Raw genomic sequence first — 26,179 nt, 5'->3', positions numbered from 1 at the left:
GGCCTTCGGGCCACTCGATCGAGGTGACCGCAGGCCGGAAGCTCTATGTCGTGACCCAGACAACCGATACCGCAGCCACTGCGGAGCCGAAGCCGCAGTCCGCCCGACGTCCCCGCCCGCGGCGGAACCGCATGGTGTCACTGCACCGAGCCTGGTTCGTCGCGGCCGTCACCTTCGTGACGATCATCGGCGCCGCCGCCTTCCGCTCCCTGCCCGGCCTGCTCATCGACCCCCTGCACCAGGAGTACGGCTGGTCACGCGGCACGATCGGCGCGGCCGTCTCGGTCAACCTCGCGCTCTACGGGCTCACCGCCCCCTTCGCCGCCGCGCTGATGGACCGCTTCGGCATCCGCCGGGTCGTCGCCGTGGCGCTGACCGTCATCGCGCTCGGGTCGGGCCTGACGGTGTGGATGACGGCGGCCTGGCAGCTGCTGCTCTGCTGGGGCCTGCTGGTCGGTCTGGGCTCCGGATCGATGGCGCTGGCCTTCGCGGCGACGGTCACCAACCGCTGGTTCACCGAGCGGCGCGGCCTGGTCACCGGCATCCTGACCGCCGCCTCCGCCTCCGGCCAGCTGATCTTCCTGCCGCTGCTGTCCTGGATCGTGGAGAAACACGACTGGCGCCCTGCCGCGGTCACGGTCTCCCTGGCGGCCCTCGCCGTCGTCCCCTTCGTCTGGCTGCTGCTGCGCGACCACCCGGCCGACGTCGGCCTGAAGCCCTACGGGGCGAAGGAGTTCGTACCCAAGCCGGAGCCCGTCCCGGGCGCTGCCCGCCGCGCGGTCACCGTGCTGTTCAAGGCCGCCCGCACCGGCCCCTTCTGGCTGCTCGCCGGCACCTTCGCGATCTGCGGCGCCTCCACCAACGGCCTGATCCAGACCCACTTCGTGCCCGCCGCCCACGACCACGGCATGCCCGTCACGGCGGCGGCCTCGCTGCTCGCGGTCATCGGGGTGTTCGACGTGGTCGGCACGATCGCCTCGGGCTGGTTCACCGACCGCTTCGACGCGCGCCGGCTGCTGGCCGTGTACTACGGCCTGCGCGGCATCTCACTGCTGTTCCTCCCCATGCTGCTCGGGCCGAGCGTCCACCCGCCGATGCTCTTCTTCATCGTCTTCTACGGCCTCGACTGGGTCGCCACCGTCCCGCCCACCGTCGCCCTGTGCCGCGAGCACTACGGCGACGACAGCGCGATCGTCTTCGGCTGGGTCCTTGCCTCGCACCAGGTCGGAGCGGCGCTCGTGGCCTTCGTCGGCGGTGTGGTGCGGGACGTCTTCGGTGAGTACGACATGATCTGGTACGCGTCCGGGGCGCTGTGCGCGGCGGCGGCGCTGATGGCGCTGGTGATCCGGCGCAGGCCGGCCGCGGTGGTCCCGGCGGTGGCCTGAACGGTCCCGCTCAGACGAACCGCCCCTTGTGGAACAGCAGAGGTGCCCGGTCCTCGTCGCCCGGTGTCCCCAGCGCCTCCACCCGCCCCACCACGATCAGATGGTCCCCGCCCGTGTGCACCGCCTGGATCGTGCAGTCGATCCACGCGAGCGTGTCCGCGAGCCGTGGTGAGCCGGTCGCCGGGGCCGCGTCGAAGGTGACTCCCGCGAACTTGTCGGTGCCGCTGACCGCGAAGCCGCGGCACAGCTCGCCCTGGTGGGCGGCGAGGACGTTGACGCAGAAGACACCGGCGCGGGCGATGCGGGGCCAGGTCGACGACGTACGGCCGACCATGAAGGTGACCAGGGGTGGGTCGAGGGAGAGGGAGGAGAAGGACTGGCAGGCGAAGCCGGCGGGGCCGTCCTCGCCGTCGGCGGCGGGTGAGGTGACAACGGCCACGCCCGTCGCGAAGTTGCCGAGCACCCGGCGGAACTCGGTCTGTCCGACCGGAGCCCGCTCGTCCTCGCGGACACAGCGCAGCTCGGGACGGGGCAGCGGCTCCACGGGCGCCACCGTCCCGGCCGACCGCAGATAGCGGACGGCGGCTTCGGCCATACCTGCTTGTCCCATCACATCCTCCATTGAAGCTGACGGTGCGTCAGATGGGAAGGGGTGCGCGGGGCCGGGGAGAACCGCTGCGTACGCTGCGGGCATGGGGTGGGGAGACATACGGCGGGAGCTCGGGCGGGCCCGGTCGGCCTGGGACTCGGTCGCCGTGCACGCGGCCGCGGCGGTGGGGGCGGCACAGCTGCCTGCCGTCGGCCTGATCTCGTACGTCGAAGTCACCACGGGCGACGACTACGGCGCCGGAGGGGGCGCGTTCGGACTGGCCTGTCTGCTTCTCCTCGCGCCCCTGTACCTGCCGTTCCTCGGGCTGCTCCACGCGTGCGTGCAGACACTGCCGGCCGCCCTGCTCGCCCGGCTCACGGTCCGCCACGTGCGGGGGCCCGAGTGGGCGTGGCACCTGGCATGGGCGGCGGTGCTCGGGGCGGTCTGGGCCGCGGCCGCCGCTTTGCTGTGGGGGTGGCCCCTCGGCCTCACGGCCGCCGTGTTCGCGTCCCTGGGCGTCCTTCCCGTGCTGGGTGTGGCCTACTTCAGGCGCTCCAGCCGTACGAAGGAACGCGCGTGGGGATGCACGGGGACCTGGATCGTCTCGGCGGGTGTGTCCTTCGTACTGTTCATGGTCGTCTTCGGGGGCGCCGTCCTGGCCACCGAGACCGGCCTCGTCGAGGAGTACGAGCCTCCGCGGCTGTCCGCCGGTGAGCTCACCGGCGTATGGCGCGACGAGGACGGCGCGGTGCTGCGGCTGCACCCGGGCGGGCGGGCCGAACTGACCGCGGTTCCCGCCGTGTCGGAGCACGACGACTGGCTCTCCGACCCGGCCTATGAGGTGTGCGAGGGGGACGGGTCCTGGGAACTGGTCCGGAAGGACGAGGTCCTGGACCGCGACGGCGTCGGTCTGAAGACCGGCAGCGGATGCGGGCAGCCGACGTTCTGGACGATCGGCGGTACGGAGGACGACCCCGAGCTGTTCGTGCTGTTCGGCGATCCGGACGCGGGCGACCTGCGGATCCTCACCCGGGACTGAGCCCGTTCACCGCCCCTTGAACTCGGCGCTCCTGCGCTCCACGAAACTCGCCACCCCCTCCCGCGCGTCCTCGGTCGTCATGTTGATCTCCTGCGCGGCCGCCTCCGCCGCGAAGGCCGTGGCCCGGTCGGTGTCGAGGGAGGCGTTGACGAGCTGTTTCGTCAGGGCGAGGGCGCGGGTCGGGCCGGCGGCGAGACGGGTCGCCCATTCGCGCGCCGTCTTGTCCAACTCGCCGTCCGGTACGACCCGGTTGACCAGGCCGAGGCGCTCGGCGTCGGCGGCGGTGAGCGCGTCGCCGAAGAACATCAGCTCCTTGGCCCGCTGCGGGCCGATCAGCCGGGGGAGGAGATAGGCGCCGCCACCGTCGGGGACCAGCCCGCGGCGGACGAAGACCTCGATGAACCTCGCCGACTCCGCGGCCAGTACGAGGTCGCAGGCGAGGGCGAGTTGGGCGCCGAGCCCGGCCGCCGTGCCGTTCACCGCCGCGATCACCGGCTTCTCGCAGTCCAGGACGGCGGCGATCAGGCGTTGCGCGCCCAGCCGGAGGGTGCGGGCCACGTCCCCGGGGATCCGCTCGCCGGCGGCGGAGGCGGAGGTGCCCCGGAGGTCGGCTCCGGAGCAGAAGCCGCGGCCTGCTCCCGTCAGGACCACCGCCCGCACCTCCGGGTCGGCCGACGCCTCGGCCAGCAGCTCGATGAGCCGGTCCCGCCCACCGGGAGTGAGGGCGTTGAGTGCCTCCGGCCGGTTGAGCGTGAGGTAGGAGACCTGGTCGGTCACGGTGTACGTCAGCTCGGTCACCGGCACACCGCCAACGCGTCCAGCGCCACCGCACCCTGTCCGCGCTCCAGCACCATCAGCGGATTGATGTCCAACTCGGCCAGCTCACCGCCGAGTTCCAGCGCCATGCGCTCCACCCGCAGGACGACCTCGACGAGCGCGTCGAGATCCGCCGGGGGGCGCCCCCTGACCCCGTCCAGCAGGGCCCGCCCGCGCAGTTCTCCGCACATGGCCCGCGCCTGCTCCTCCCCGAAGGGCGGTACGCGTACGGCGGTGTCGCGCAGCACCTCCACCAGGACCCCGCCGAGCCCGACCGTCACGGTCGGTCCGAAGAGATCGTCGTGGGTGACGCCGACGACCATCTCCACGCCCCGCTCGACCATCTGGCAGACCAGGACACCGTCCAGGGAGACGCCCTCGTAGCGGGCGATGTCGGTCAACTCCCGGTAGGCGTCCCGGACCTGGCTGGCGGAGGTGAGGCCGATCTTCACCAGGCCGAGCTCGGTCTTGTGGGCGATCTGCGCGCCGGACGCCTTCATCACCACCGGGTAGCCCACCAGACCCGCCGCCCGTACGGCCGCCGCCGCGCTCGTCACCAGCTGTTCGCGCGGGACCCGGATGCCGTAGGCCCGCAGCAGCTGCTTCGCCGCGTGCTCGCTCAGCTGCTGGCCCGGGCGCATCAGGGCCTGCGCCTTGCGGAAGGAGGGGGAGGTGGTGCGCGGGGCCTCGTCGAGGGGGGAGCGGTAGCCGGTGACGAAGCGGTGGTGGTCGAGGTAGGCGCGGACCGCGGTGATGCAGTTCCCGACGGTGCGGAAGGTGGCCACCCGGGAGGAGCCGAGCAGGACCTCCCGGTACGCCGGCTCGGTGCCGACCGGCGATCCCCACACCACGCAGACCAGCTTGTCCGTCCGCTCGGCCGCGTCCACCAGGTCCTGGACGAGCCGGTCACTGAGCGGTGGGAAGGGGCCGGTGACCGGGCAGATCAGCACGCCCACCGAAGGGTCGTCGAGGATCGCGTCGATGATCTTCCGGCCGCGCCAGTCGCCCACCGGATGGCCGCCGTTGTCGACGGGGTTGGCGACGCTCAGGTACTCGGGTATCCACTGGTGCAGCTCGGCCTGCTTGGCCTCCGACAGCTCCGGCAGGCTCAGTCCCGCCTCCGTCGCCAGGTCGGCGAAGTGCGCGCCCGTGCCGCCCGAGATCGAATAGACGACGACCCCGTCGGCGTGCGGCGGGCGGGCGCGGGCCAACAGGGCGGCGGTGTCCTGGAGTTCGTCGAGGCCGTCGACGCGGATCACTCCGTACTGCCGCATCGCCGCGTCCACCACCGCGTCGGCGCCGGTCAGTTTGCCGGTGTGCGAGGCGGCCGTGCGGGCGCCGCTCTCGGTGCGGCCGACCTTGACCGCGACCACCGGCACCTTGCGGCGGGCGGCCCGGTCGGCGGCGAGGAGGAAGGAGCGGCCGTCCTTCAGTCCCTCGATGTAACAGGCGATCGCGCCCACCTCGGGCTGTTCGGCGAAGTAGGAGAGGAAGTCAGCGGTCTCCAGGTCGGCCTCGTTGCCGGTCGGCGCCCAGTGGGAGAGGCGGATGCCGAGTTCCTGGAGGGCGAAGACGGGGCGGCCCTGGTGCCCGGACTGGGTGATGAGGGCGATCGCCGGGCCGTCGAGGTCCTCGCGGAACTCCTCGAAGGCGTTGAGGTTGGTGTTGGGGCCGAGCAGCCGCATCCCGGACCGGCGTACGGCGGCGGCGAGACGGGCCTGGGCGGCGGCGCCCTCGTCGCCGATCTCCGCGAAACCGGAGGCGAAGACGACCGCGAACTTCACCTTGGCCTCGGCCAGTTCCTCGATCACCGGAAGGGGGTCGGACACCAGCAGCACGGCGAGATCGACCTGCTCGGGCAGGTCGGCGACGGAAGGGGAGCAGGGGATGCCGAAGACCGCCGGGCGGGTGGGGTGCACGGGGTGGAGACGGGCGCCGACGCGTTCGGCCCAGCCGAGGAGCTGCCGGGTGACGCCGGTGTTCGGGCGGCCCTCGGTGTCCGAGGCGCCGATCACCGCCACCGCCTCCGGCCGGAAGAAGCGGTCCAGATCGGGGACGTCGGCATACAGCGGCCGGCCGCTGACGTCGAGGTCGTCGACCTCGGCCGGCCTGCCGTGGACGGCGGGCCCGGGTTGCTCGCCGCAAGCGATGACCCGGGCCCGGCGGGAGTCGGTGGTGAGGGTGCCGTGGGTTGATCCAAGCATCGGTCCGCCCGCTCCTGTGTGACAGCGATTAACTGACGCAGTGTCAGATTAAAGGAACTGACGCTGTGTCAGGAATGGCTGTGCACGCAAAGGATGGGCGCGGGGTGCTGCCGCAGCCGCTCACCGGTCCGCCTGGCGGTGCCGCTCACAGCACCGCCACCACCTCCTTCGCCACCCGCTCGCCCGACCGCACCGCACCGTCCATGTACCCCATCCAGTAGGTGGACGTCTCCGTGCCGGCCCAGTGGATGCCGCCGACGGGGGTGCGCAGGCTGGGGCCGTACTGGGTCAGGACACCGGGGGCGGCGATGGAGACCGGGCCGCCGCGCGTGTAGGTCTCGTTGTTCCAGCGTTGCAGGACGAAGGAGGTGGGGGAGGCCGCTTTCGCGCCGAAGTAGGTGACGTAGTCCTTCAGGACGGCCGCCTTGACCTCGGCCTCGCTCGCCGCGTCGTACTTACGGGCATCGTCGGCCTCGATGAAGCCCATCAGGGCGCCGTAGGAGGCGTCGGGCGGGGAGTTGTCGAAGGTGGAGCTGATCACGCCGGTGTCGCTGACGACCTGGCCGTTGAGACCGTCGGCGCGCCAGAAGGGGGTGTCGTAGATCGCGATCGCCTTGCCGACCGAGGCCATCGGCAGGCGCTGGGTGAGCTGGTCGCGGCCGGCCGGCAGGACCGGGTCGTAGGTGATGCGGGCGGCGATCGGCGGGGGTACGGCGACGATCACCTTCTTGGCGGTGGCGGTGATGCCGTCGGCCGTGACGACGTACTTGCTGCCGGACCTGGCGATCGAGCGCACCGGCGCGCCCAGCACCACGCGGTCGCCGAGCGTGGCGGCGAGCTTGATCGGCACCAGCTGGGAGCCGCCGACGAAGCGGAGTTCCTGGGCGCCGCCCGCGGTCTCGGTGAGGCGCTCCAGGGTGCCGGGGTTGGAGGCGTTGCCGGCGGCGGCGATGTAGAAGAGCACGAACAGGAAGGAGAGTTCGCGGGGTTCGGCCGAGAAGATCGAGGTGCAGGCCACGTCGAAGAGGAACTTGGCCGACGGGATCACGGCGTTGGCGCGCAGCCAGGTCTCGAAGGTCTGGCGGTCCCATTCGTCGGCCTTCGCGGCGGTCCAGGGGGCGTCGACCGGTATCTGCTTGGCCAGGTCGTCGAGGGTGGCCTGCACGATCGCGGCGTTGGCGAGGCCGGCCACATCGATGGGCGGGACCGAGCCGAGGACGCCGTCGGTGGCGTACGGGGTCTTCTTGCCGTCCTTGTAGAGGAGGTTGTTGCCCGTGTTGTAGGTGGCGAAGGTCTGCACGCCGAGCGAGTCGGCGAGCGCCTTGATGCGGTCCTGGGTGGGGCCGATGAACTCGCCGCCGCCCTCGGTGACCCCGCCACCCGCCAGGGGCAGGCCCACGACCCGGCCGCCGACGCGGTCACGGGCCTCCAGGACGACCACCGACTTGCCGGCCGCCACCAGGTCGCGGGCCGCGGTGAGCCCGGCGAGCCCGGCGCCGACGACGACCACGTCGGCCTCACGGGTGGCCGCGGCGGCGGGCGAGGCCGCGGCGCCGGTCAGGGCGGCGGCCCCGGCGGTCGCGGCGGCACCGCCTATCAGGGAGCGGCGGGAGAGCTGTCTTTCGCGTGCCACGTGCATCCTCCGTCGTAGAGCGAGAGGTTGGAGTGGAGCCAGAACATGAACAGTGCTCACATTCTGGCCCCATGCGGTGGCGCCGTACAGCTCTCTCGCCACTTCTGACGCAGGAGTAACGGGAGGAGTACGGGGGCGAGTTGGGGGCGAGTTGAGGGTGGGCCGGAAGTCCCCAGGTCAGACGGGGAGCCGGGACAGCTGCCGGCCCTCGCCCTTGACGATCGCCCTCGCGATCTTCTCCGCGTCGATCGCCACCTCACGGAAGGTGCCGCTGATGGGGGTCACGAACCCGCTGAAGAACAGGCCCGGCGCGTTCTGCGGGCTGCGGGCTCCGTTGACGACCGGCATGCCGCGGGCGTCGAGGACGTCGAGGTGGCCGACCAGAGACTCCAGGGAGCGGTCGTAGCCGGTGGCCGCGATCACGGTGTCCGGGGCGATGTGGGTGCCGTCGGCGAGGAGGACCTTGTCCTCGTCGAGGCCGTCGACGGCGGCGACGATCTCGACCTTGCCCTGGCGTACGGCGTCGATGAGGCCGACGTCCTGGACCGGGATGGCGCCCTCACGGACGCGGGTGTAGAGCCCGGTGTCGGGGCGGGGCAGGCCGTGGGCGGACAGGTCGGGGACGCTGAGCCTGGCCATGGGGCGGGCGAGCCGGTCGACGAGGCCGACCGGGAGCCGGCGTACGAGGACACCCGTGTACTGGGCGGCCCAGCCCGCGGTGGAGCGGCGGACGATGTGCGGGGCGGTGCGGACGGAGAGACGGACACGCTCGGCGCCGCCCTCGACCAGGTCCACGGCGATCTCGGCGCCGGTGTTGCCGGCACCGACGACGAGGACGTCGCGGCCGGCGTACGGCCCCGGGTTGCGGTACTCGGCGGCGTGGATCAGCTCACCGGTGTACGCGTCGCGGCCCGGCCAGTCCGGGATGCGCGGGGTGTGGTTGTAGCCGGTGGCGACGACGACCGCGGCGCCGGTCAGTTCACGGCCGCCGGTGGCGTGCAGGAGCCAGCCGGTGCCGTCGGGGGAGCGTTCGACGCGGGAGACCTCGACGCCGGTGACGGTCTCCAGCTCGTGGTGCTCGGCGTACTTCTCCAGATAGCGGACGACGTCGTCGCGGGAGACCCAGCGGCCGAAGCGGCGGGGCATCGCGAGCCCCGGGAGGGCGGAGAGGCGGCGGGTGGTGTGCAGGTGGAGGCGGTCGTAGTGGCGGCGCCAGGACGCGCCGACGCGGTCGGACTTCTCCAGGACGACGGCGCGTACGCCCTGGGCGCGCAACGCGTACGCCGCGGCGAGTCCGCCGGGGCCGCCGCCGATGACGTACACGGGGCGGGCGGGGGAGGACGCGGGGGTCGCGGGGAGCGCTGCGGAGTCGGCCATGTGCGCGAGCGTAATCAGACCTGCCGTTGATGGGTCTCGGTCAAGACCGGAATTGGTTTCGGATCGATCACGCCTGTAGGAGGAGTGGGTGGAGCTCGTGACGTACATCACCTGGTTGTGCTGGAGCGGTGTGGGAACGCCGCCGCACAGGTTCCTCCCGTGCGGCGCACGCGGTCTTCCGTGGGCGCCTTTATCTGACGTACCGTCAGATCCATGGACTCCATCTGGCTCACCGGGGCGGAATGGCTCGCCCTGCTGCGGATCGGGCTCGGGTTGTGGTGGCTGGAAAGCTGGCGGCACAAGGACAAGAAGGCCTGGTTCGAGCGCGGCACCGGCATCGCGTGGGCGGCGGACGTCGCCGCCAAGCACCGTTGGAACGCCGTGCGCTCAGGGTTCGAGGTGGTGGTCGCGCCACGGCCGCGGACCATGGCGTACGTCGTCGTGTACGCGGAACTCGCGGTGGGACTGGGGCTGGTGGCCGGCCTGCTGACGCCGGTCGCGCTGGTCGGCGGGCTGCTGCTGAACGTCCTCTACTTCACGCTGATGATCCACGACTGGGCCGAGCAGGGACAGAACTCGATGATGGGGCTGATCTCGGTCGTCGCGCTGGGCGGGATGTCCTGGCAGAGCTGGTCGGTGGATGCGGCGGTGGGGTGGTTCTGATGGACATGGGGTTCGTCTGATGGGCCCGCGCTTCGATGTGCCGGAGGCCGACGCGTTCACGCGGACGTACTGGGACGCGGCGGCGGAAGGGCGGCTGCTGGTGCGGCGCTGCGGGGCGTGCGGGCGGGTGCACCACTATCCGCGCGAGTTCTGTCCGCACTGCTGGAGCGAGGACGTGACGTGGGAGCCGGCGAGCGGTCGGGCCGAGCTGTACACGTGGTCCGTGGTGCACCGCAACGATCTGCCGCCGTTCGGGGAGCGGACGCCGTACGTCGCCGCCGTGGTCCGACTCGCCGAAGGGCCACGGATGATGACGGAGGTGGTGGACGCCGGGGAAGACGAACTGAGGGCCGGCCTGCCGCTGGAGGTCGTTTTCAGGCAAGGGATCCCGGTCTTCCGGCCCAGGGGGTGATCGGCGGGCCCCTTCCGTATTCAATGGCCCGATGGCCCATACACGCGAACGGTCCCCGAGCCACCCCGCTCCCGAACTGCTCGGCCACGGGCTGCGGTTGCTCCGCTGGGACCCGGAATCCGACGCCGATGCCGCCGACTGGCTGCGCGGGCGGTCCGATCCCGAGTTCCGGCGCTGGAACACCCCGCTCAAGACGGTCACCGACCTCGACGCCGCTCGCGCCTCGCTGCGTGCGGGCGCGGAGGCCGCGGCCGACGGCGTCGGTGTCGCCTTTCGCGTCACGGACGCCGCGAGCGGAACGACGTTGGGGAACATCGGGGTCCACGAGATCGACCACGTCGTGCGGGTCGCGCGTGTCGGGTACTGGGTGCTGCCCGAGGCTCGCGGACAACGGGTAGCCACCCGGGCGCTCACCCTCGTCGCACGGTGGGCCTTCACCGATCTGCGGCTGCACCGGCTGGAGCTCGGGCATGCGCTCGGCCATGACGCGTCCTGCCGGATAGCCGAGAGATGCGGTTTCGCGTACGAGGGGACGTTGCGGGGTGCGCTGCCCGACTCGACAACCCTGGACGCCTTCAGAGACGTACACCTACACGCCCGGCTGACCACAGACCCGGGGGTAGGGGACGAGGACTGAGGGATTGGCAGATCTGTTCCAGCGGCTCAGCGTAAAACCGCAGGTGGAGCGGGCTCGCTGTGGAACAGATCTGCCATTCGCCCCTGCTCACGGCCAGAGCAAGCACCGCGTCCATGACTCGTCCGTGCGGCGGTAAGACAGTCGTACGTGTCTGCGTTGCTGGTCGCCCTGGAAGAACTCCACCTCGTCGGGGGGTAGGTGGTAGAGGGTCCACGTCGGGACCCGGGGGGCCGGGGTTCGCTGGGCCTCGGTCCACGCGGCCTCCGAGGTGGTGGCCAGTTCCGCCAGGGAGCCCAGGGGAGCGCTCTGGTTGCCGGTCAGGGCTGCGGCCAGGGCGCCCGTCGAGCGGGCGTGCAGGTCTGCCTGGCTCTCCGTCGAGGGCGCCGCGGTGACGGGGCCCCGGAGACGGATCTGGCGGCCCAGGGCGGGCCAGTAGAAGCCGAGGGCGGCGTAGGGGCGGGTGGTGAGGTGCCGGCCCTTGCGGCTGGTGACGTGGGTGGCGAAGGACCAGCCGGTCCGGTCGGCGCCGTGGAGCATCACCGTGCGTACGTCCGGGTTGCCGTCCGGGTCCGAGGTGGCCAGGGACATGGTGTGGGGCTCGGGCTGGCCGGCCTGGACCGCCTCCGCGAACCACTCCGTGAAGAGGGGGAGTGGTTCGGCGGGGGCGGTCTCGGGGGTGAAGGGGGGCAGGGTGGTGTGTTCCGGGGCCCATACCCGCAGTGATCTCAGCAGTTCGTGAAGATCCGTTGCCATGGGGCGATTGTCGCGCGGGTCACGCGGGTTACGCGGGTCACGCGGGTCACACCGAACCCAGGTCCGCCGTCAGCCAGCGCTCCGGGCGCATGTGGATGATCACCTGCTCGCCGTAGTTCTTCCACGCGTGGTCCACGTAGCCCTCCACCTTCTCCGCGGGGAGGTAGCGCGCGGAGAGCTCCCGGAGGAGTTCGAGGGTGGCGGGGGCCGTGTCGAGGACCGGGCCCTCCACGGAGACGTACTTCAGTGTGGGCTCCACGGTGTCCACCAGGAGGGAGAAACGGCCTGCCGCGTCGATGAGTTGCTGCTTGCGGGAGCCCAGGCCGGTCATGATCCATATGTCGCCGCCGGGTTGGTACTGGTACCAGATCGGCACGGAGAGCGGGGCACGGCCTGCTCCGCCGTCCACGGCCAGCGCGGCCACATGGGGCTCGGCCAGGAATTGTTCGCGCTCCGAGCGGGTCAGTGCCATGTCGGTCCTCCGGGTTTTGGTGGCGGGCACGGTCTGATCGGCTTGCGGGTTCTCCGTGCCGTTCACAACCCGCTACGGGGGGCGGGTGTTCCCTCTGGGCGCCGCCAGGGGCAGTGGCCGGGCAACGGTCCACCCCGGACCACGGTCCACCCCGGACCACGGTCCACCCCGGACCACGGTCCACCCCGGACCACGGTCCACCCCGGACCACGGTCCACCCCGGACCACGGTCTACCCCCGGCCCAGCACCACCGTCCCCGACGAGCAGAACCAGCCCCCCGTCCCGGAGGCCACCGCCAGCTCCGGCAACTCGCCGTCGGGACGTCGTACTTGTCTCGCGCCCGTCTCTCCGCGCAGCTGCCGTACCGCCTCCACCAGCAGGAACAGCCCCCGCATCCCCGGGTGCTGGGCCGAAAGGCCGCCCCCGTCCGTGTTCACCGGAAGCGCGCGGGACTGTACGAAGGCCCCGCCCTCGCCCTTCTTGCAGAAGCCCAGGTCCTCCAGCGTCACCAGCGTCATGTACGTGAACGCGTCGTAGATCTCCGCCAGTTCGATGTCCGAGGGGCTCACCCCGGCCCGCTCGAAGGCAAGCCGGCCGCTCACCGCCGCCGGGGAGACCGTGAAGTCGGGCCACTCCGACATCGTCGCGTGCGAGACGTGCTCCCCGGTGCCGAGGATCCAGACGGGGGCGGTGCGGCAGTCCTGTACGTACTCCTCCGCCGCCAGGAGGACCGCCGCGCCGCCGTCCGAGCGGATGCAGCAGTGGAGCTTGGTGAACGGGTCCGCGATCATCGGGCCCGACAGGACGTCGTCGACCGTGATGGGGTCGCGGAACATCGCCTCCGGGTTCAGGGCCGCGTTCGCCCGGGCCTGGACCGCGACCTCCGCCAACTGCTCGATCGTCGTGCCGTGTTCGATCATGTGGCGGCGGGCGGCCATCGCGTACTTGGCGATCAGGGTGTGGCCGTACGGGACTTCGAACTGGAGCGGGCCCCGGGCGCCGAAGGAGAGGTTCCCGGTGCGCCGTCCCGCCCTGATGTCCGCCCGCGCCGTCGAGCCGTAGACCAGGAGCACGGCCTCGGCGTGGCCCGCCGCTATCGCGTCCGCCGCGTGAGCTGCCATCACCTCCCAGGTCGCGCCGCCGACCGAGGTGGAGTCCACCCAGGTGGGGCGCAGGCCCAGGTACTCCGCCACCTCCACCGGCGCCAGCACCCCCGTGCCCGCCGAGGCGAACCCGTCCACGACCGACCTGTCGAGCCCGGCGTCCGCCAGTGCGCGGCGGGCCGCCTGGGCGTGCAGGGTGTACGGCGTCGCGTCGTCCACGCGGCCGCAGTCGGAGAGGGACACGCCTACCACGGCGACTCTGCGGGATCCGGCCGTCATGAATGGTCTCTCCCTCTGTCTGTGCATATCGGTCCGCCGCTCCTAATATGACGGACCGTCAGATCCGGAGGGAAGGGGTCGCCATGGACGCCGGCTTCACCGTCGAACAGGACGAGATCCGCCGCACCTTGCGCGAACTGCTCCACAAGCGCTGCGGGGCGCAGGAGCTGCGGGCCGCCGTCGACCGTCCGGACGGGTACGACACCGGGCTGTGGACCGCCCTCGCCGAACGCCTCGGCCTGCCCGGACTCGCCCTTCCCGAGGCGTACGGCGGTGTCGGCTGCTCCCCGACCGAACTCGCCCTCGCGGGCGAGGAGACCGGGCGGGCGCTCGCGCCCTCGCCGCTGCTCGCGACCGCCGTGCTCACGGCCCCCCTGCTGCTGACCCTCGGCACCGAGGCGCAGCGCGCCGAACTGCTTCCGCGGATCGCCGACGGCTCCCTGACCGCCGCCCTCGCCGTACCACCCGCCGGCCTCGCCCTCACCGGCGGCAACGACGGGGACTGGGCCGGGGGCGGGCGCGCGGGGGGTGTGCAGGCCCGGCGGCACGGGGAGGGCTGGCGGCTGTACGGCGAGATCGAGCAGGTCCTCGACGGGCACTCCGCGGGGATCCTGCTCGTCGCCGCCCACACCGGCGGCTTCGCCCGCTCCCGCACCCTTCTCTTCCTGGTCCACGGGGACGCCGAAGGCCTCGTGCGGGTACGGCAGACCGCTCTCGACGCGACCCGGCCCCTCGCCCGCCTCCAACTCCGTGACGTGGAAGCCGAGTTGCTTGGTACCGAGGACGCGGACGTGCTCGGTGCGCTGGCCCGGCTCGGGGACAGCGCCGCCGCAGTGCTCGCCTGTGAGGCCGTCGGGGCCGCCGACCGGGTGCTGGAGCGGACGGTCGAGTACGTGAAGCAGCGGGAGCAGTTCGGGCGGGCGATCGGGTCGTTCCAGGCGGTCAAGCACCGGCTGGCCGATGTGTATGTGCAGGTGCAGGCCGCGCGCTCGGCCGCCTACTACGCCGCCTGGGCCACCGCCGACGAATCAGGAGGGGTGGCGCGCAGCGCCTCGCTGGAAGGGCGGTGGTGGGAGACGGGAGGGCGGGTCGGCGGGCTCGCCCTCGCCCAGGGGCTGGAGGCCCTGCGCGGTGCCGCCGGGGAGGGGATCCAGCTGCACGGCGGGATCGGGTTCACCTGGGAGCACGACGTCCATCTGTATTTCAAGCGGGCCGCCGGGGACGAGCTGCTGTTCGGGCCGGTGCACCGGCTGCGGGCGCACGCGGCCGACGCGGCGCGGCTCTTCGAGGCGAACGCCGGGAAGTCGGAGGTGACGGTGTGATCGGGGAACGGGTGGTGCAGCGCATCTCGTCCACGCGGGGGTTCGCCAAGGTGGCCCCGCATGTCATTCCCGCGCTCGACCGGGCCGTCCACCGGCTCACGCGCGGCAAGGTCATCCTGAGCGCGCAGATGCTCCCGGGGGTCATCCTGACCTCCACGGGGGCGCGGAGCGGGCTCGTCCGGCGTACTCCGCTCGCCTGTATGCCCGAGGACGGCGGGCAGAGCTGGATTCTCATCGGATCCAACTTCGGGCGGCCCGGCCACCCCGCCTGGACCGCCAACCTCCTCGCCCACCCCGACGCCGAGGTCAGCTGGAAGGGCGCCGACATCGCGGTGACGGCGCAGTTGCTTCAGGGGGAGGAGCGGGCCGCCGTGTGGAAGACGGCGCTGGCGTTCTGGCCGCCGTACGCGACGTATCAGGCGCGGATCGACCGGGAGATCCGGCTGTTCCGGATCGTCCGGCGGGAGGGGCCGCGACTCCTGGCGTGAGGCACGGCAGGCGGTGGCTCACCTCTGTGAACCACCGCCCACCAGACAGGACTTGGTGCCTGAAAGGGCCCGTCGAGGCCCTCGGTCTACTTGGTCGGCTTCTTGCCGGTCACGCCCAGGTGGACCAACAGCGCCAGGTTCGGTTTGAGTTCGGCCTGCTTGACGCCCCAGGTCTGGAAGCCCTTCTGGTGCGAGGCGACCGCCGCGAGCATCGCGACCAGCGAACCGGCGACCGCCGCCGGGTTCACGTCCTTGTCGACCTTGCCCTTGGACTGCAACTCGGCCACCGAATCGGCCAGGGAGTTGTTCACGGAGTTCAGGATCTTCATACGGATCTTGTAGAACCGCTTGTCGCCCTCGGCGGCCCCGAGATCGACGACCCTGAGGATCGCGTCGTTCTTGCGCCAGAACTCCAGGAACCCCTCGACGAGTTCCTGTGCGGTCGTCCAGCCGGCCTTGCCGACCCATGACCGCCCTTCCAGCAGGGCGGTCAACTGTCCGCCCTCGGTGGCCATTTGCTCGGCGATCTCCAGGACGGCGCCCTCGACGTCCGGGAAGTACTGGTAGAAGGTCGCGGGCGAAGTGCCCGCTTTCCGGGCGACATCGATGACTTTGACGTCCCGGTAAGGGGAGGAGCTGAGCATCTCGCTGAGGCAGTCGAGCAGCTTCTGCCGGGTCGCCTGCCCACGCCGGCCGGCCACGCGGCCGTCGACGGTACGCACTTGTCCTGTCATGCCGTCAGCTTACCGAGGGGTGATCGGAGCGCGATTCGGCCGACTGCAAATGGGGTGCGCGGGCTTTTGGAGGCTGGTGCGCTGGTCTGCGCGCTGCGTGAGTCGCCGTTAGTTTGGCGGTATGGCCGAAAACAGGGCATCCGCAGACGGACCGGCGCACGGGTCCGGGTACGGGTCCGCGTACGGGGAGGGCGTCCCGTGCTGGGTGGACGCGCAGCTTCCCGACGTCGAGGCGGGCAAGCGGTTCTACGGTGAGCTCTTCGGGTGGACCTTCGAGGAGCAGCGGTACGGCGGGGCCGTATGGGCCCTGAAGGAGGGCCGGCCGGTCGCCGCGCTCGCCCACAAGACGGACGGGCGGATGCCCACCGTATGGACGGTGTACTTCGCGACCCCCGACATCGAGGGGCTGGCGGACCGGATCTGGGCGGCCGGGGGACAGGTCGTCACCGCGCCCATGCCGGTCGGTGACCTGGGGACCTCCGCGCTGGTCACCGACCCGGACGGCGCAGTCTTCGGGCTCTGGGAACCGGAGGCCCACCCCGGTTTCGGCGTACGGCGCGAACCGGGCACCTTCGTCTGGGCGGAGCTGTACGCCCGGGACACCGAGGCCGCCAACACCTTCTACGGCGGGCTCTTCCACGACGCCCTGTTCGGCCCGGAGGCACAGCCCGATTTCGGCCGGGCCCCGGTGGCGGACGTCTTCCCGGCCGAGATGCCGCCCCACTTTCTTGTCCACTTCGGCGTCGAGGACTGTGATGCCGTTCTCGGGACCGTGAGCCGGCTCGGCGGGCGGGTGCAGGCGCCACCCTTCGAGACGTCGTACGGGAAAGCGGCCGTCGTCACCGACAATCAGGGGGCGTCGTTCGCCGTACTGGAGCGGACCGAACGGCCGGAACGGTGACCGAGGCAGTGACTGGGCCGATGGTGCGTACCGTTTTGGCATGAGACATCCCGATTCGCACCCGGGTTCGCAACCTGCGCCTCGGCCAGGAAGAATCGGGGTGCGTGCCGCCATGGCGGTGCGGTGGTGAGACGCTGCACGGGGTCGTGTGCATAAGGGTGTGACACGGCCCGTACGGGGAGGTGGCAGGCAAGTGGTGGATCAGCTGACACAGCACGATCCGCGGCGGATCGGGCCGTTCGAGGTGCTGGGACGGCTGGGTGCCGGCGGCATGGGGCTGGTCTATCTCGCGCGCTCGGCGTCCGGCCGGCGCGTGGCGATCAAGACGGTCCGGACGGAGCTCGCCGAGGACCAGCTGTTCCGCGTCCGCTTCACGCGCGAGGTGGAGGCGGCCCGGGCCGTCTCCGGCTTCTACACGGCGGCCGTCGTCGACGCCGACCCGCGCGCCGCCGTGCCGTGGCTGGCCACCGCGTACGTCCCCGCGCCCTCCCTCGAGGAGATAGTGAACGAGTGCGGGCCGATGCCGGCCCAGGCGGTGCGCTGGCTCGCGGCGGGCGTCGCCGAGGCGCTCCAGTCGATCCACGGCGCCGGGCTGGTCCACCGTGACCTCAAGCCCTCCAACGTCCTCGTCGTCGAGGACGGCCCCCGGGTGATCGACTTCGGTATCGCCTCCGGCGTATCGAACACACGTCTGACAATGACGAACGTCGCCGTCGGCACCCCCGCCTACATGTCCCCCGAGCAGGCCAAGGACTCGCGCTCCGTCACCGGCGCCAGCGACGTCTTCTCGCTCGGCTCCATGCTGGTCTTCGCCGCCACCGGACACCCGCCCTTCCACGGCGCCAACCCGGTCGAGACGGTCTTCATGCTGCTCCGCGAGGGCCCGGACCTGGAGGGCCTCCCGGACGAGCTGCGGCCCCTCATCGAGTCCTGTATGCAGATGGAGGCCACCGCCCGCCCCAACCCGGCCGACCTCCAGGCCCAGCTCGCCCCCCACCTCTTCGGCTCCGGCTCCGACGACAGCGGTACGGCGTCGGCGTGGCTGCCCGAGCGGGCCGTGGGCCTGATCGAGGGGCGCCGCAACGGACGTCCGGCGGTCAAGCCGGGCCCGGGCGGCCGCAGCGGCGGGGGCCGCGCGCCCGTACCGCCGCCGCCCAACCGCGACCCCGTCGTCCCCGCACCCGTGCCCGTCGGCCCGGCGGGTGCGCCCGACACCGGGCCGGTGCGCCTGGCGGGCGCCCAGGTGCCGATCGGGCCCGGACCGCGGGTCGCCGACGCCCGCGCCGCCGCCGTGAAGGCGCCGCCGCCGGAGGCGGGCCTGGTCGCCAGCTGGTCCAAGCCGCGCCCCGGGGTCAACGGCACGGATGGTGCCGTAGGCCCCGCCGTACCCGCCCCGCCGCCCGTCCAGGAGCCGGCCGGTGGCTGGCGGCCCTGGCGTTTCCGCATGTCGAACGATGTCTGGGGCACCCCCTCCGTCGCCGACGACCTCGTCTACGTCACCTCCTTCGAGGTGCACGCCCTCGACGTGGCCACCGGCCGCCGCCGCTTCAAGACCCGGGACGTCGCCTGGTCGATGGCGGTCGCGGACGGCCGTATCCACGCCTCCGACGGCCCCACCCTGTTCGCCCTGGAGGCCCGTGAGGGCGCCGACCTGTGGCGTCTGCAGACGGACGCCTGGGTGTACTCCCTCAAGGCCGACCGCGGCACGGTCGTCACCGGCACCCGCGGCGGCGGCGTCCAGGGCTGGGAGGCCTCGGGCGGCCAGAAGCTGTGGGAGATCACCGGCGCCCAGACCGACTTCGAGTCCCCCGAGGCGGGCCCCGCCCTGCACGAGGGCACGGTGTACGTCTGGCAGGACGCCCGCCTCAGGGCCCTGGACGCCCGCACGGGCGACGAGCGCTGGTCGTACCCCATCGGCGACGCGGCCTCCTGCGGCGGTGTGCCGGTCCGGGTGACACAGGCGCCGGACGGCTACGCGTACGTCTCGGCGGGCACCCGCGTCCTGGCGCTGGACGTCGCGACCGGCCATGTGAAGTGGCACTTCGAGGCCCCGGCGGTCTTCCTGTGCCCGCCGGCCTTCGTACCGGGCCCCGCGGTGACCGGCGGCGGGGTGTACCTGGCCGACTACCTCGGCACGGTCTACGCCCTCGACGCCGCCGACGGCCGCGACCGCTGGCGCATCGCCACCGAGGCACGCTCCTCCATCGAGCCGGTGCTGGTCGTGGCGGGCCATGTGCACGTGGGCAGCGGCAAGGGGCTCTACACCCTGGACGCTGTCACGGGCACGCCGAAGTGGCGGTTCCAGGCGGGCGGCGACATCGTGGGCGCGCCCGCGGTGGCGGAGGGGCGCATCCACTTCGGCTCCACCGACCATCTGCTCTACACCCTGAAGGCCGACGACGGCCGGCTGCGCTGGAAGCTGGCCACGGGCGGTGAGATCACCGGCGCCCCGGTGGTCAAGGACGGCGTGGTGTACGCGTGCAGCAAGGACCGCTGTGTGTACGCGCTGGACGCGGAGAAGGGCACCGGGACCGCCAGAACCGCCTGATCCCGGCTGCGGACGGCCGTCGTACCGGGCGCTCGGAAGGGGTTCCAGACGGCGGCCGTCGATGCGGAGAGCGGGTTCCCTGTTCCTTCACCGCTCTCACACCAGACGCTACGCCCGGGCCGGGGCGGGCGCCATGTGACGGCTGTTAACGTGACGTGTTCACGATCAAGCTGTTGGGTGACGGGGGATTCGCAGTGAAGCTTCGCCATGTCCGCGCGGTGGCCGTTGTCGTCGGAGTGGTGGTCGCCCTGACCGGCGCCCGGCACTCGTCCGGCGGTGGCTGCTTCGGCGGCAGCTCGAACTCCGGGAGTTCTTCGAGCAGTTCGACGGGCGGCAGCGGCAGCCACGACTCCGACACCGACTCCGACACGGACATCGACGCCGGTTCGGTCTCCGGCGGGGGCGAGTCGAGCTCCCTGGGTGAGGCGACCCAGGATCTGACGATCGAGGAGTGCAAGGTCGAGGGCGGGACCCTCGTCGCCGATGTCCGCGCCACCAACAGCAGCACCACCGCGTCCGGTTACATGTTCCAGGTCGCCTTCAAGGACGCGTCCGGTACGACGGCCGCGACCGGCAGCAGCGGCATCTTCTCCGTCGCCCCGGGCGGCACCGGCACCGCGACCGTCACGGCGAGCGCCACGGTGACCGACGGGACGTGCGAGCTGGTGGACCCGCAGCGCATTGCCGACTAGCCCGGCAGGCTCACCGGGTCCTGAAGTCCGGGCGGCGGGCGGTGAACAGCTCCGCCTGCCGCTCGTCCGGCAGGTTCCCGAGCGAGATGAGATGCGGGGCCTGCGCGAACCCGGCGGCGAGCGCGGCCTCCCTGCCCGCCCACAGGGCCCGCACGGTGCCCTGTACACCCTCGGGCGGATACCCGGCGATGACGGCGGCCCGCTCCACGGCGGTCGCCAACGCGGCGCCGGGCTCGGTGAGTTCGCTGACCAGGCCCATCTCGTGGGCCCGCCGGGCGGAGATCCGCTCCGCCGTCCCCATGAGCATCATCCGCGCGACCTCGCCGTAGGGCATCCGCTGCGCCATGAGGACCGACTCGTACGCGCTGACCATGCCGTACGTCGTGTGCGGGTCGAAGAAGGTCGCGGTCGTGTCGGCGACGACGAACTCGCTCTCCCCGAGGAGATAGAAGGCGCCGCCGCAGGCCATGCCCTGTACGGCGGCGATGACGGGCTTCCAGAGGTCGTTGGACTTGGGCCCGACGCGGAGGAGCGGATCGTCCGCCATATAGGGGGAGTCGGGCTGGGGGACCTCGGCGTCCCGGTCGAGGCCGGTGCAGAAGGCGCGGTCTCCGGAGGCGGTGAGGACGATCGCCCGTACGGTGTCGTCGAACCGCAACCCCCGCCAGACGGCCCGGAGTTCGTCGCGCATGGCGAGGTCGATGGCGTTGAGCCGGTGCGGCCGGTCGAGAGTGACGACGGCGACGCCGGTGTCCTTGTCCGCGGCGAGGCGGACGGTGGGGGCCGGGGTCGTCATGGGCGCTCCAGGACCCACTGCGGAAGACCGGTGTTCCCGTCGTACACGAAGTGCACCTTCGCGCCGATGCGGATGCGGTCGGGGGGGAGGGAGCCCAGCGGCGCACCGGGTTCGGTGACGACGTTGCCGACGAGGCGGATGCGGGGGTGGGCGGTGAGCTCCACGACCACCACGTTGTACGGCGCCTGCTCGGCGTAGTCCGGGAGGAGCGGCGGGTGCGGGACGACGTAGGACCAGATGCGGCCGTGGCCGTCGGTGCGTCGCCACCGGCTCTCGAAGGACTGGCAGTGGGGGCAGCAGGGACGGGGCGGGAAGCGGGGTTCGCCGCAGTCGGCGCAGGTCTGGACACGGAGCTCGCCCTGGGCGGCGTACCGCCAGAAGGGGGCGCCGTCGGGGTCGGTGACGGGGGTGAGCACGGGGGTTGCCTCCTCGGGTCCTCAGGTCCTCGGGTCCTCAGGTCCTGAGGAGCAGGGCGGATGTGGGGACGCCTTCACCGGCGGTGACCAGGCAGGTCGTGGCGTTCGGGACCTGGGCGGTACTGGTCCCGCGGAGTTGCTTGACGCCTTCGTTGATGAGGTTGAAGCCGTGGACGTAGGCCTCGGAGAGTCCGCCGCCGCCGGTGTTGACGGGCAGCCGCCCGCCGATCTCGAGCGCGCCCTGCTCGGTGAAGGCGCCGCCCTCTCCCCGCTCGCAGAAGCCGTAGCCCTCAAGGGAGAGCGGGATCAGGGCGGTGAAGGCGTCGTAGATCTGGGCGACGTCCACGTCCTGGGGGGTGAAGTCGGCGTGCTTCCACAGATGGCGGGCGGCGGTCCAGGCGGGGCCGGTGAGCGGGTCGTCGTTCCAGTAGTTGACCATGCCGTGGTGCTGGGCGGGGAGTCCCTGGGCGGCGGAGTGGATATGGACGGGGTGGGGGTGCCGGCAGTCCAGCGCCCGCTCCCTGCTGACGACGACACAGGCCAACGCCCCGTCTGTCTCAAGGCAGTTGTCGTAGAGGCAGAGGGGCTCGCTGATCCAGCGGGAGGTCATGTACATCTCGCGGGTGAGGGGCCGCTCGTACATGATCGCCGCCGGATTCTGGTTGGCGCGGTTGCGGCAGGCGAGGGCGACGTTGAAGAGGTGGTCGCGGGTCACGCCGTACTCGTGCATGTAGCGGCGGGTGAGCATGGCGATCTCGTCGACGGGCCGCAGGAGTCCGAAGGGGCGGGTCCACTGGGCGGGAGTGGGGAGCTGGGCGACGGTGTTCCGCCAGGGCCGGGGCCCGGACCCGCGCTTGCGTGACCGCCAGGCCACACCCACGGTCGCCTGACCGGTGGCTATCGCGGCGGCGAGATGAGCGACGGTGGCGCACGAACCGCCGCCGCCGTAGCCGACCTTGCTGAAGAAGGTGAGGTCACCGAAGCCGACGGCCTTGGCGAGCTCCACCTCGTCGGTCTCCTCCATCGTGAAGGAGGCGAGGGCGTCGACCTCGCCCGGGGCGATGCCGGCGTCGTCGAGAGCGGCGAGGACGGCTCGGCAGGCGAGGGTTCTCTCGTCCTCGGGGAGGTTCTTGGCGAAGGGGGTCTGGCCTATGCCGACTATCGCGGTGGCGTCCTTGAGTCCGGTGATCCTCAGTCCGGTCATGGGCACCTCCGCGGGCTGGCCTCCTGGCTGACAGTGCGTCAGGCTACAGCTAATCTGACGGGTAGTCAGCTACTGGGTTCTGGAGGCTGGTTGTGCGCGGAGACGTGGAGTGGGGCAGCGTTCCGGGTCTGGTCCGGTCGGCGGCGGAGCGGTACGCCGACGTCGAGGCCGTGGTGGAGGGCCGTACGCGAGTGATGTACGCGGAGTTGGGCGCCCGGGTGGAACGCGCGGCCGCCGCGTGCATCGCGAACGGCGTGGAGGTGGGCGACCGGGTCGCGATCTGGGCCCCCAACTCCCTGGACTGGATGGTGTCGGCGTTGGGCGCGGTGTCGGTGGGCGCGGTCCTGGTGCCGCTGAACACCCGGTTCAAGGGCACGGAGGCCGCGGACGTACTGCGCCGCAGCGGAGCACGCCTCCTGTTCGTGACCGGGACGTTCCTCGGCACGTCGTACGTGGCGTCACTGCGCCGCGCCATCGCCGCCGGCCCTGGACTCCCGTCCCTGGAACAGGTGGTGGTCCTCTCGGACGACGCCCCGGCCGACTACTCGACCTGGAAGGACTTCCTGGCGAGCGGGGAGGGGGTCGGGGAGACGGAGGTGCGGCAGCGTGCGACCGCGGTCCGGGGTTCGTCCCCGTCGGACATCGTCTTCACCTCGGGTACGACGGGCCGCCCGAAGGGAGCGGTGATCACCCACGCCCAGACCCTGCGCGCCTACGAGGTGTGGAGCGACCTGGCGGGCCTGCGCCAGGGCGACCGCTATCTGATCGTGAACCCCTTCTTCCACACCTTCGGCTACAAGGCGGGCGTCATCGCCTGCCTCATGCGGGGCGCGACGATGATCCCGCAACCGGTGTTCGACGTGGACACGGTCCTGGCGAACATCGCCTCGGAACGGGTGTCGGTGCTGCCGGGCCCGCCGACCCTCCACCAGTCGCTCCTGGACCACCCGGCAAGGGCGTCCCACGACCTCTCGGCACTCCGCCTGGTGGTGACGGGCGCAGCGGTGGTCCCGCTGACGCTGGTGGAGCGCCTGAGGGGCGAACTGGGCGTGGAGACCGTCCTGACGGCGTACGGGCTGTCGGAGGCCAGCGGAATCGTGACGATGTGCCGCCGCGGCGACGACCCGACGGTGATCGCATCGACATCGGGCCGGGCGATCCCGGGCACCGAGGTCCGGGTGGTGTCGGCGGGCGGCGCCCCGGTGGCCCCGGGGGTGCCCGGCGAGGTCCTGGTCCGCGGCTTCAACGTCATGCAGGGCTACTACGAGGACCCGGCGGCCACGGCGGAAGCGGTGACCGAGGACGGCTGGCTGCGCACGGGGGACGTGGGCGTGCTGGACGAGGCCGGCAACCTCCGCATCACCGACCGCCTGAAGGACATGTTCATCGTCGGCGGCTTCAACGCGTACCCGGCGGAGATAGAGCAACTCCTCGGCCTGCACCCGGATGTGGCGGACGTGGCGGTGATAGGCGTCCCGGACACGCGACTGGGGGAGGTCGGAAAGGCGTACGTGGTGAGGCGCCCCGGAGCGCTGACGACCGCGGACGACCTGATCGCGTGGGCCCGGCGGGAGATGGCGAACTACAAGGTGCCCAGGACGGTGGAGTTCGTACGGGAGCTGCCCCGGAACGCGAGCGGGAAGGTGGTCAAGAGGGAGCTGCGGGCGGGGGGAGGGGACGCCGGCAGGGAGTGACCGGCGTCCCGGAACGCGCACGTGCGGTGGGTCGGTGTCAGTCGGTGTCAGTCGGTGTCGGTCGGCAGGCCGGGATCAGCCGAGGGCGCGCACGGCCTGGTAGTACGTCCAGGCGGTGCTGGTGCAACTGGTCTTGGTGAGACCGCTGTAGCTGTTGCAGACGCGCTTGAGGTCCTCGTAGAAGGCACTGTCGAGACGGGACTTGTTGGCGTCGAAGGCGCCGATGGCCTTGTAGTTCCGGTACCCGAAGTCGTGCCGGGCGCAGGACATGGAGAACGGGAACCCGAAGGGGTTGTCGGGCGACGAGGAACAGTAGTCGGTGGACCAGTCGAACCCGTACGCGGACCAGGCGCCCTGAGCGCCGCGTGCGGCGGCCCAGAGGTTGTAGCTCGACGAACTGGTCTGAGTCCAGGAAGCCAGAACCTGAGGCTTGTCCGCGGGAACGGCCCCAGCGCCCGTCGCACTACCGACGACGGTGACCAGAGCCAGGGTTGAGGTTGCAAGTGCCGTACCGAGTCTGCGGTGCATCCCACACCTCCAGGAGGCCGTCACCCGCCAACCGGGCAACAGGTACATGCCAAGAAAGCGCACCACACTGGTCGGAGCCTCAGCCTCCACTGGACCCGAAGGGAAGCCACCACCCGCCCCCCGCCCCCCGCCCCCCGGCGGTCGGCCGGAGAAGGACTGATTGGCAGATCTGTTCCAGCGCCCCCACCTGCGACCTGGCCTTTTACGGCACGAAAGTGGAACAGATCTGCCAATCCCCACCTCAGCCCCAGGCCCGGCCGCCGTCCAGCGCGGCGCGGATCTCCTCGATCATTCGGCGAGGGCGCCAGAAGACGTCCTCGGCGGTGTAGCGCAGCAGGTTGCGTACCTCCGGGCACTGAAGGACCTCGTTGAACCGAGCCACGTCCCGCCGGTGTGCGTCGCGTGAGCCGTGGTAGGCGTACCCCTCGATCTCGACCCCCAGCCCCTCCTTCCGGAAGAGGAAGTCGAGGAAGCGGCGGCCACGGCCAGGTACGTGGAGTTCGGCCTGGGATTCGGGGCGCAGGCCGGCGTCGAGCATGTGCAGGCGGGCGACCGTCTCCGCGGGCGAGCCTGAGCGGGGGTCGGCGAGGCGCAGCCAGCCCTGGGCGCGGACCCCACCGCGAAGCGGGGCTTCGAGCGCGAAGGAGAGGGCCGCCAAGGTGGTGAGCGGAGCGCGGCGCACCCGGCTGACGGTGCGGTAGGCGAGCGCGGACTCCACAGCTACGAGCGCGTCGTTCCGGGGGCCGGCGCGCAGGAGGTCGGCGAGGGTGCGGGGTACGTCCGTGACGCGTAGTCCCCAGCGCGCGACGACGTCGGTGTCGGAGAGGGGGATCCGGTGGATGCGCACGTCGGCGAGGCTCTGCCGGACGCTGAGCCCGGGGTCGGTGAACTCCAAGGGCCCTGCGTCCACGGGCCCGAGGACCTCGATCCGCCAGAGCCGGGCGGCCGACCCGTGACTCGCGACGAGCCGTGGCTTGAGAAGCTGCGCCGCCTTGACGCGCAAGCCCAGATCGACCCTCTGCCCAGGCTCGACCCACGCCCCGCTCCGAACCCGCGTCCACCCTTCCTGCCCCAGCCTCCGAAAGAGCGGAACCCGAGACCACCCGCCCGCCAACGCCCGCGAGGTGAGCAGCACCCCACCCTCCACGAGCCCCTTCAACTCCGTACGCTCCACCCACCCCACCCTGCCCCGAAGCCCCCGAAGAGGCACCCCCTGTGGATAACCCCCCTCCCTGGGGAAGGGATTGGCAGATCTGTTCCAGGTTCGTCCGCTGTGACCTGGGCTTTTGTGGTCCGGTGGTGGAACAGATCTGCCAATCACCGCTTGGGTGGCGGGGCGGTGGGGTGGTGGGGCTGAGTGGGTCTACGGCTTGCGGTGCTGCTTTACGAGCGCCGGGTGGTTGCTGAGTTGGCCGCTGTGCGGGGGCTCGGTGTTCAGCGCCGTGGGTGCGTCCGTGAAGGTCATCGGCAGGGCGCTGTCTGGAGCAGCTCTG

25 protein-coding genes are annotated in these 26,179 nt (G+C 71.7%); 11 read left to right on the top strand and 14 right to left on the bottom strand.

The window, feature by feature from the left end:
* Positions 1-50: 50 nt before the first annotated feature.
* The gene (locus tag PH203_RS15625; protein WP_289920547.1) at positions 51-1,385 is read left to right on the top strand and encodes an MFS transporter; all 1,335 of its coding nucleotides are present in this window, start codon (positions 51-53) and stop codon (positions 1,383-1,385) included.
* Positions 1,386-1,395: 10 nt separating this feature from the next.
* Here the strand turns inward: PH203_RS15625 and PH203_RS15620 are convergent, their stop codons facing one another.
* Positions 1,396-1,995 (bottom strand): flavin reductase family protein, encoded by a 600-nt coding sequence (locus tag PH203_RS15620; RefSeq protein ID WP_289920546.1) that lies wholly within the window; start codon positions 1,993-1,995, stop codon positions 1,396-1,398.
* Positions 1,996-2,077: 82 nt separating this feature from the next.
* Between PH203_RS15620 and PH203_RS15615 the strand changes: the two genes are divergently transcribed.
* Positions 2,078-3,013: a hypothetical protein gene (locus PH203_RS15615; protein ID WP_289920545.1), complete on the top strand. Its 936-nt coding sequence runs from the start codon at positions 2,078-2,080 to the stop codon at positions 3,011-3,013.
* 6 nt (positions 3,014-3,019) lie between these two features.
* Here the strand turns inward: PH203_RS15615 and PH203_RS15610 are convergent, their stop codons facing one another.
* From PH203_RS15610 to PH203_RS15595, 4 genes are all read right to left on the bottom strand, one after another.
* Positions 3,020-3,817, bottom strand: coding sequence for an enoyl-CoA hydratase-related protein (locus PH203_RS15610; protein ID WP_289920544.1), 798 nt, complete (start codon positions 3,815-3,817; stop codon positions 3,020-3,022).
* Entirely contained in the window at positions 3,808-6,033 is a 2,226-nt protein-coding gene (locus tag PH203_RS15605; RefSeq protein WP_289920542.1) for an acetate--CoA ligase family protein, read from the bottom strand. The genes PH203_RS15610 and PH203_RS15605 overlap by 10 nt, the downstream gene beginning before the upstream one ends.
* 145 nt (positions 6,034-6,178) lie before the next feature.
* Positions 6,179-7,672, bottom strand: a complete 1,494-nt coding sequence (locus PH203_RS15600) for an FAD-dependent oxidoreductase (RefSeq protein WP_289920541.1) — start codon at positions 7,670-7,672, stop codon at positions 6,179-6,181.
* A gap of 171 nt (positions 7,673-7,843) precedes the next feature.
* Positions 7,844-9,043 carry an NAD(P)/FAD-dependent oxidoreductase gene (locus PH203_RS15595; protein ID WP_289920540.1) on the bottom strand — a complete coding sequence of 400 codons (1,200 nt, stop codon included), beginning with the start codon at positions 9,041-9,043 and terminating at the stop codon, positions 7,844-7,846.
* Positions 9,044-9,256: 213 nt separating this feature from the next.
* Here PH203_RS15595 and PH203_RS15590 point away from each other — a divergent pair, with 213 nt between their 5' ends.
* The 3 genes from PH203_RS15590 to PH203_RS15580 are packed head-to-tail and all read left to right on the top strand — an operon-like array spanning position 9,257 to position 10,755.
* Complete coding sequence (locus PH203_RS15590; RefSeq protein WP_289920539.1) at positions 9,257-9,706, top strand: DoxX family protein; 450 nt, start codon at positions 9,257-9,259, stop codon at positions 9,704-9,706.
* Between the two features lie 19 nt (positions 9,707-9,725).
* Complete coding sequence (locus tag PH203_RS15585) at positions 9,726-10,118, top strand: Zn-ribbon domain-containing OB-fold protein (protein ID WP_289920538.1); 393 nt, start codon at positions 9,726-9,728, stop codon at positions 10,116-10,118.
* Between the two features lie 31 nt (positions 10,119-10,149).
* Positions 10,150-10,755 carry a GNAT family N-acetyltransferase gene (locus PH203_RS15580; RefSeq protein WP_289920537.1) on the top strand — a complete coding sequence of 202 codons (606 nt, stop codon included), beginning with the start codon at positions 10,150-10,152 and terminating at the stop codon, positions 10,753-10,755.
* An 87-nt stretch (positions 10,756-10,842) separates the two neighbouring features.
* On the opposite strand, the gene PH203_RS15575 is transcribed toward PH203_RS15580, so the two are convergent.
* The 3 genes from PH203_RS15575 to PH203_RS15565 all read right to left on the bottom strand — a co-directional run bounded on the left by PH203_RS15575 (position 10,843) and on the right by PH203_RS15565 (position 13,363).
* A complete protein-coding gene (locus PH203_RS15575; protein ID WP_289920536.1) occupies positions 10,843-11,508 on the bottom strand; it encodes a pyridoxal 5'-phosphate synthase in 666 nt (221 codons plus the stop codon).
* A 46-nt stretch (positions 11,509-11,554) separates the two neighbouring features.
* Positions 11,555-11,980: a pyridoxamine 5'-phosphate oxidase family protein gene (locus PH203_RS15570; protein WP_289920535.1), complete on the bottom strand. Its 426-nt coding sequence runs from the start codon at positions 11,978-11,980 to the stop codon at positions 11,555-11,557.
* A gap of 231 nt (positions 11,981-12,211) precedes the next feature.
* Entirely contained in the window at positions 12,212-13,363 is a 1,152-nt protein-coding gene (locus PH203_RS15565; RefSeq protein WP_289920534.1) for an acetyl-CoA acetyltransferase, read from the bottom strand.
* Positions 13,364-13,446: 83 nt separating this feature from the next.
* Between PH203_RS15565 and PH203_RS15560 the strand changes: the two genes are divergently transcribed.
* Positions 13,447-14,685: an acyl-CoA dehydrogenase family protein gene (locus PH203_RS15560; protein ID WP_289920533.1), complete on the top strand. Its 1,239-nt coding sequence runs from the start codon at positions 13,447-13,449 to the stop codon at positions 14,683-14,685.
* Positions 14,682-15,173 (top strand): nitroreductase/quinone reductase family protein, encoded by a 492-nt coding sequence (locus PH203_RS15555; RefSeq protein WP_289920532.1) that lies wholly within the window; start codon positions 14,682-14,684, stop codon positions 15,171-15,173. Before PH203_RS15560 ends, PH203_RS15555 begins: the two co-directional genes overlap by 4 nt.
* Positions 15,174-15,259: 86 nt before the next feature.
* Here the strand turns inward: PH203_RS15555 and PH203_RS15550 are convergent, their stop codons facing one another.
* Positions 15,260-15,895, bottom strand: a complete 636-nt coding sequence (locus tag PH203_RS15550; RefSeq protein ID WP_289920727.1) for a TetR family transcriptional regulator — start codon at positions 15,893-15,895, stop codon at positions 15,260-15,262.
* Between the two features lie 133 nt (positions 15,896-16,028).
* Here PH203_RS15550 and PH203_RS15545 point away from each other — a divergent pair, with 133 nt between their 5' ends.
* The 3 genes from PH203_RS15545 (at position 16,029) to PH203_RS15535 (ending at position 20,048) form a co-directional block, all read left to right on the top strand.
* Positions 16,029-16,808 carry a VOC family protein gene (locus PH203_RS15545; protein ID WP_289920531.1) on the top strand — a complete coding sequence of 260 codons (780 nt, stop codon included), beginning with the start codon at positions 16,029-16,031 and terminating at the stop codon, positions 16,806-16,808.
* A 193-nt stretch (positions 16,809-17,001) separates the two neighbouring features.
* Positions 17,002-19,356, top strand: coding sequence for a serine/threonine-protein kinase (locus PH203_RS15540; RefSeq protein WP_289920530.1), 2,355 nt, complete (start codon positions 17,002-17,004; stop codon positions 19,354-19,356).
* 194 nt (positions 19,357-19,550) lie between these two features.
* Complete coding sequence (locus PH203_RS15535; RefSeq protein WP_289920529.1) at positions 19,551-20,048, top strand: hypothetical protein; 498 nt, start codon at positions 19,551-19,553, stop codon at positions 20,046-20,048.
* Positions 20,049-20,058: 10 nt separating this feature from the next.
* Here the strand turns inward: PH203_RS15535 and PH203_RS15530 are convergent, their stop codons facing one another.
* From PH203_RS15530 to PH203_RS15520, 3 genes are read right to left on the bottom strand one after another with little or no spacing between them, the layout of a single operon-like run.
* Positions 20,059-20,844, bottom strand: coding sequence for an enoyl-CoA hydratase/isomerase family protein (locus PH203_RS15530; protein WP_289920528.1), 786 nt, complete (start codon positions 20,842-20,844; stop codon positions 20,059-20,061).
* Positions 20,841-21,260 (bottom strand): OB-fold domain-containing protein, encoded by a 420-nt coding sequence (locus tag PH203_RS15525; protein ID WP_289920527.1) that lies wholly within the window; start codon positions 21,258-21,260, stop codon positions 20,841-20,843. Before PH203_RS15525 ends, PH203_RS15530 begins: the two co-directional genes overlap by 4 nt.
* Before the next feature lie 37 nt (positions 21,261-21,297).
* Positions 21,298-22,464, bottom strand: coding sequence for a lipid-transfer protein (locus tag PH203_RS15520; RefSeq protein WP_289920526.1), 1,167 nt, complete (start codon positions 22,462-22,464; stop codon positions 21,298-21,300).
* A gap of 92 nt (positions 22,465-22,556) precedes the next feature.
* Here PH203_RS15520 and PH203_RS15515 point away from each other — a divergent pair, with 92 nt between their 5' ends.
* Positions 22,557-24,158, top strand: a complete 1,602-nt coding sequence (locus tag PH203_RS15515) for a FadD3 family acyl-CoA ligase (RefSeq protein ID WP_289920525.1) — start codon at positions 22,557-22,559, stop codon at positions 24,156-24,158.
* Positions 24,159-24,233: 75 nt separating this feature from the next.
* Here the strand turns inward: PH203_RS15515 and PH203_RS15510 are convergent, their stop codons facing one another.
* Together PH203_RS15510 and PH203_RS15505 are read right to left on the bottom strand one after the other, a co-directional pair.
* Complete coding sequence (locus PH203_RS15510) at positions 24,234-24,686, bottom strand: phospholipase (RefSeq protein ID WP_289920524.1); 453 nt, start codon at positions 24,684-24,686, stop codon at positions 24,234-24,236.
* 241 nt (positions 24,687-24,927) lie between these two features.
* Positions 24,928-25,689, bottom strand: a complete 762-nt coding sequence (locus PH203_RS15505) for a hypothetical protein (protein WP_289920523.1) — start codon at positions 25,687-25,689, stop codon at positions 24,928-24,930.
* Positions 25,690-26,179: the final 490 nt, after the last annotated feature.

Source organism: Streptomyces sp. S.PB5, from assembly GCF_030403745.1.
In the GTDB taxonomy this organism is placed as follows: domain Bacteria; phylum Actinomycetota; class Actinomycetes; order Streptomycetales; family Streptomycetaceae; genus Streptomyces.
This window is presented reverse-complemented; position numbering and strand designations above follow the sequence as displayed.

Bases quoted from the DNA above. Each gene is read 5' to 3' on its own strand.
- PH203_RS15590 (WP_289920539.1), top strand. From the start codon at position 9,257: ATGGACTCCATCTGGCTCACCGGGGCGGAATGGCTCGCCCTGCTGCGG.
- PH203_RS15565 (WP_289920534.1), bottom strand. From the start codon at position 13,363: ATGACGGCCGGATCCCGCAGAGTCGCCGTGGTAGGCGTGTCCCTCTCC.
- PH203_RS15600 (WP_289920541.1), bottom strand. From the start codon at position 7,672: ATGCACGTGGCACGCGAAAGACAGCTCTCCCGCCGCTCCCTGATAGGC.
- PH203_RS15530 (WP_289920528.1), bottom strand. From the start codon at position 20,844: ATGACGACCCCGGCCCCCACCGTCCGCCTCGCCGCGGACAAGGACACC.
- PH203_RS15560 (WP_289920533.1), top strand. From the start codon at position 13,447: ATGGACGCCGGCTTCACCGTCGAACAGGACGAGATCCGCCGCACCTTG.
- PH203_RS15620 (WP_289920546.1), bottom strand. From the start codon at position 1,995: ATGGGACAAGCAGGTATGGCCGAAGCCGCCGTCCGCTATCTGCGGTCG.
- PH203_RS15605 (WP_289920542.1), bottom strand. From the start codon at position 6,033: ATGCTTGGATCAACCCACGGCACCCTCACCACCGACTCCCGCCGGGCC.
- PH203_RS15570 (WP_289920535.1), bottom strand. From the start codon at position 11,980: ATGGCACTGACCCGCTCGGAGCGCGAACAATTCCTGGCCGAGCCCCAT.
- PH203_RS15580 (WP_289920537.1), top strand. From the start codon at position 10,150: ATGGCCCATACACGCGAACGGTCCCCGAGCCACCCCGCTCCCGAACTG.
- PH203_RS15575 (WP_289920536.1), bottom strand. From the start codon at position 11,508: ATGGCAACGGATCTTCACGAACTGCTGAGATCACTGCGGGTATGGGCC.
- PH203_RS15520 (WP_289920526.1), bottom strand. From the start codon at position 22,464: ATGACCGGACTGAGGATCACCGGACTCAAGGACGCCACCGCGATAGTC.
- PH203_RS15510 (WP_289920524.1), bottom strand. From the start codon at position 24,686: ATGCACCGCAGACTCGGTACGGCACTTGCAACCTCAACCCTGGCTCTG.
- PH203_RS15595 (WP_289920540.1), bottom strand. From the start codon at position 9,043: ATGGCCGACTCCGCAGCGCTCCCCGCGACCCCCGCGTCCTCCCCCGCC.
- PH203_RS15585 (WP_289920538.1), top strand. From the start codon at position 9,726: ATGGGCCCGCGCTTCGATGTGCCGGAGGCCGACGCGTTCACGCGGACG.
- PH203_RS15545 (WP_289920531.1), top strand. From the start codon at position 16,029: ATGGCCGAAAACAGGGCATCCGCAGACGGACCGGCGCACGGGTCCGGG.
- PH203_RS15615 (WP_289920545.1), top strand. From the start codon at position 2,078: ATGGGGTGGGGAGACATACGGCGGGAGCTCGGGCGGGCCCGGTCGGCC.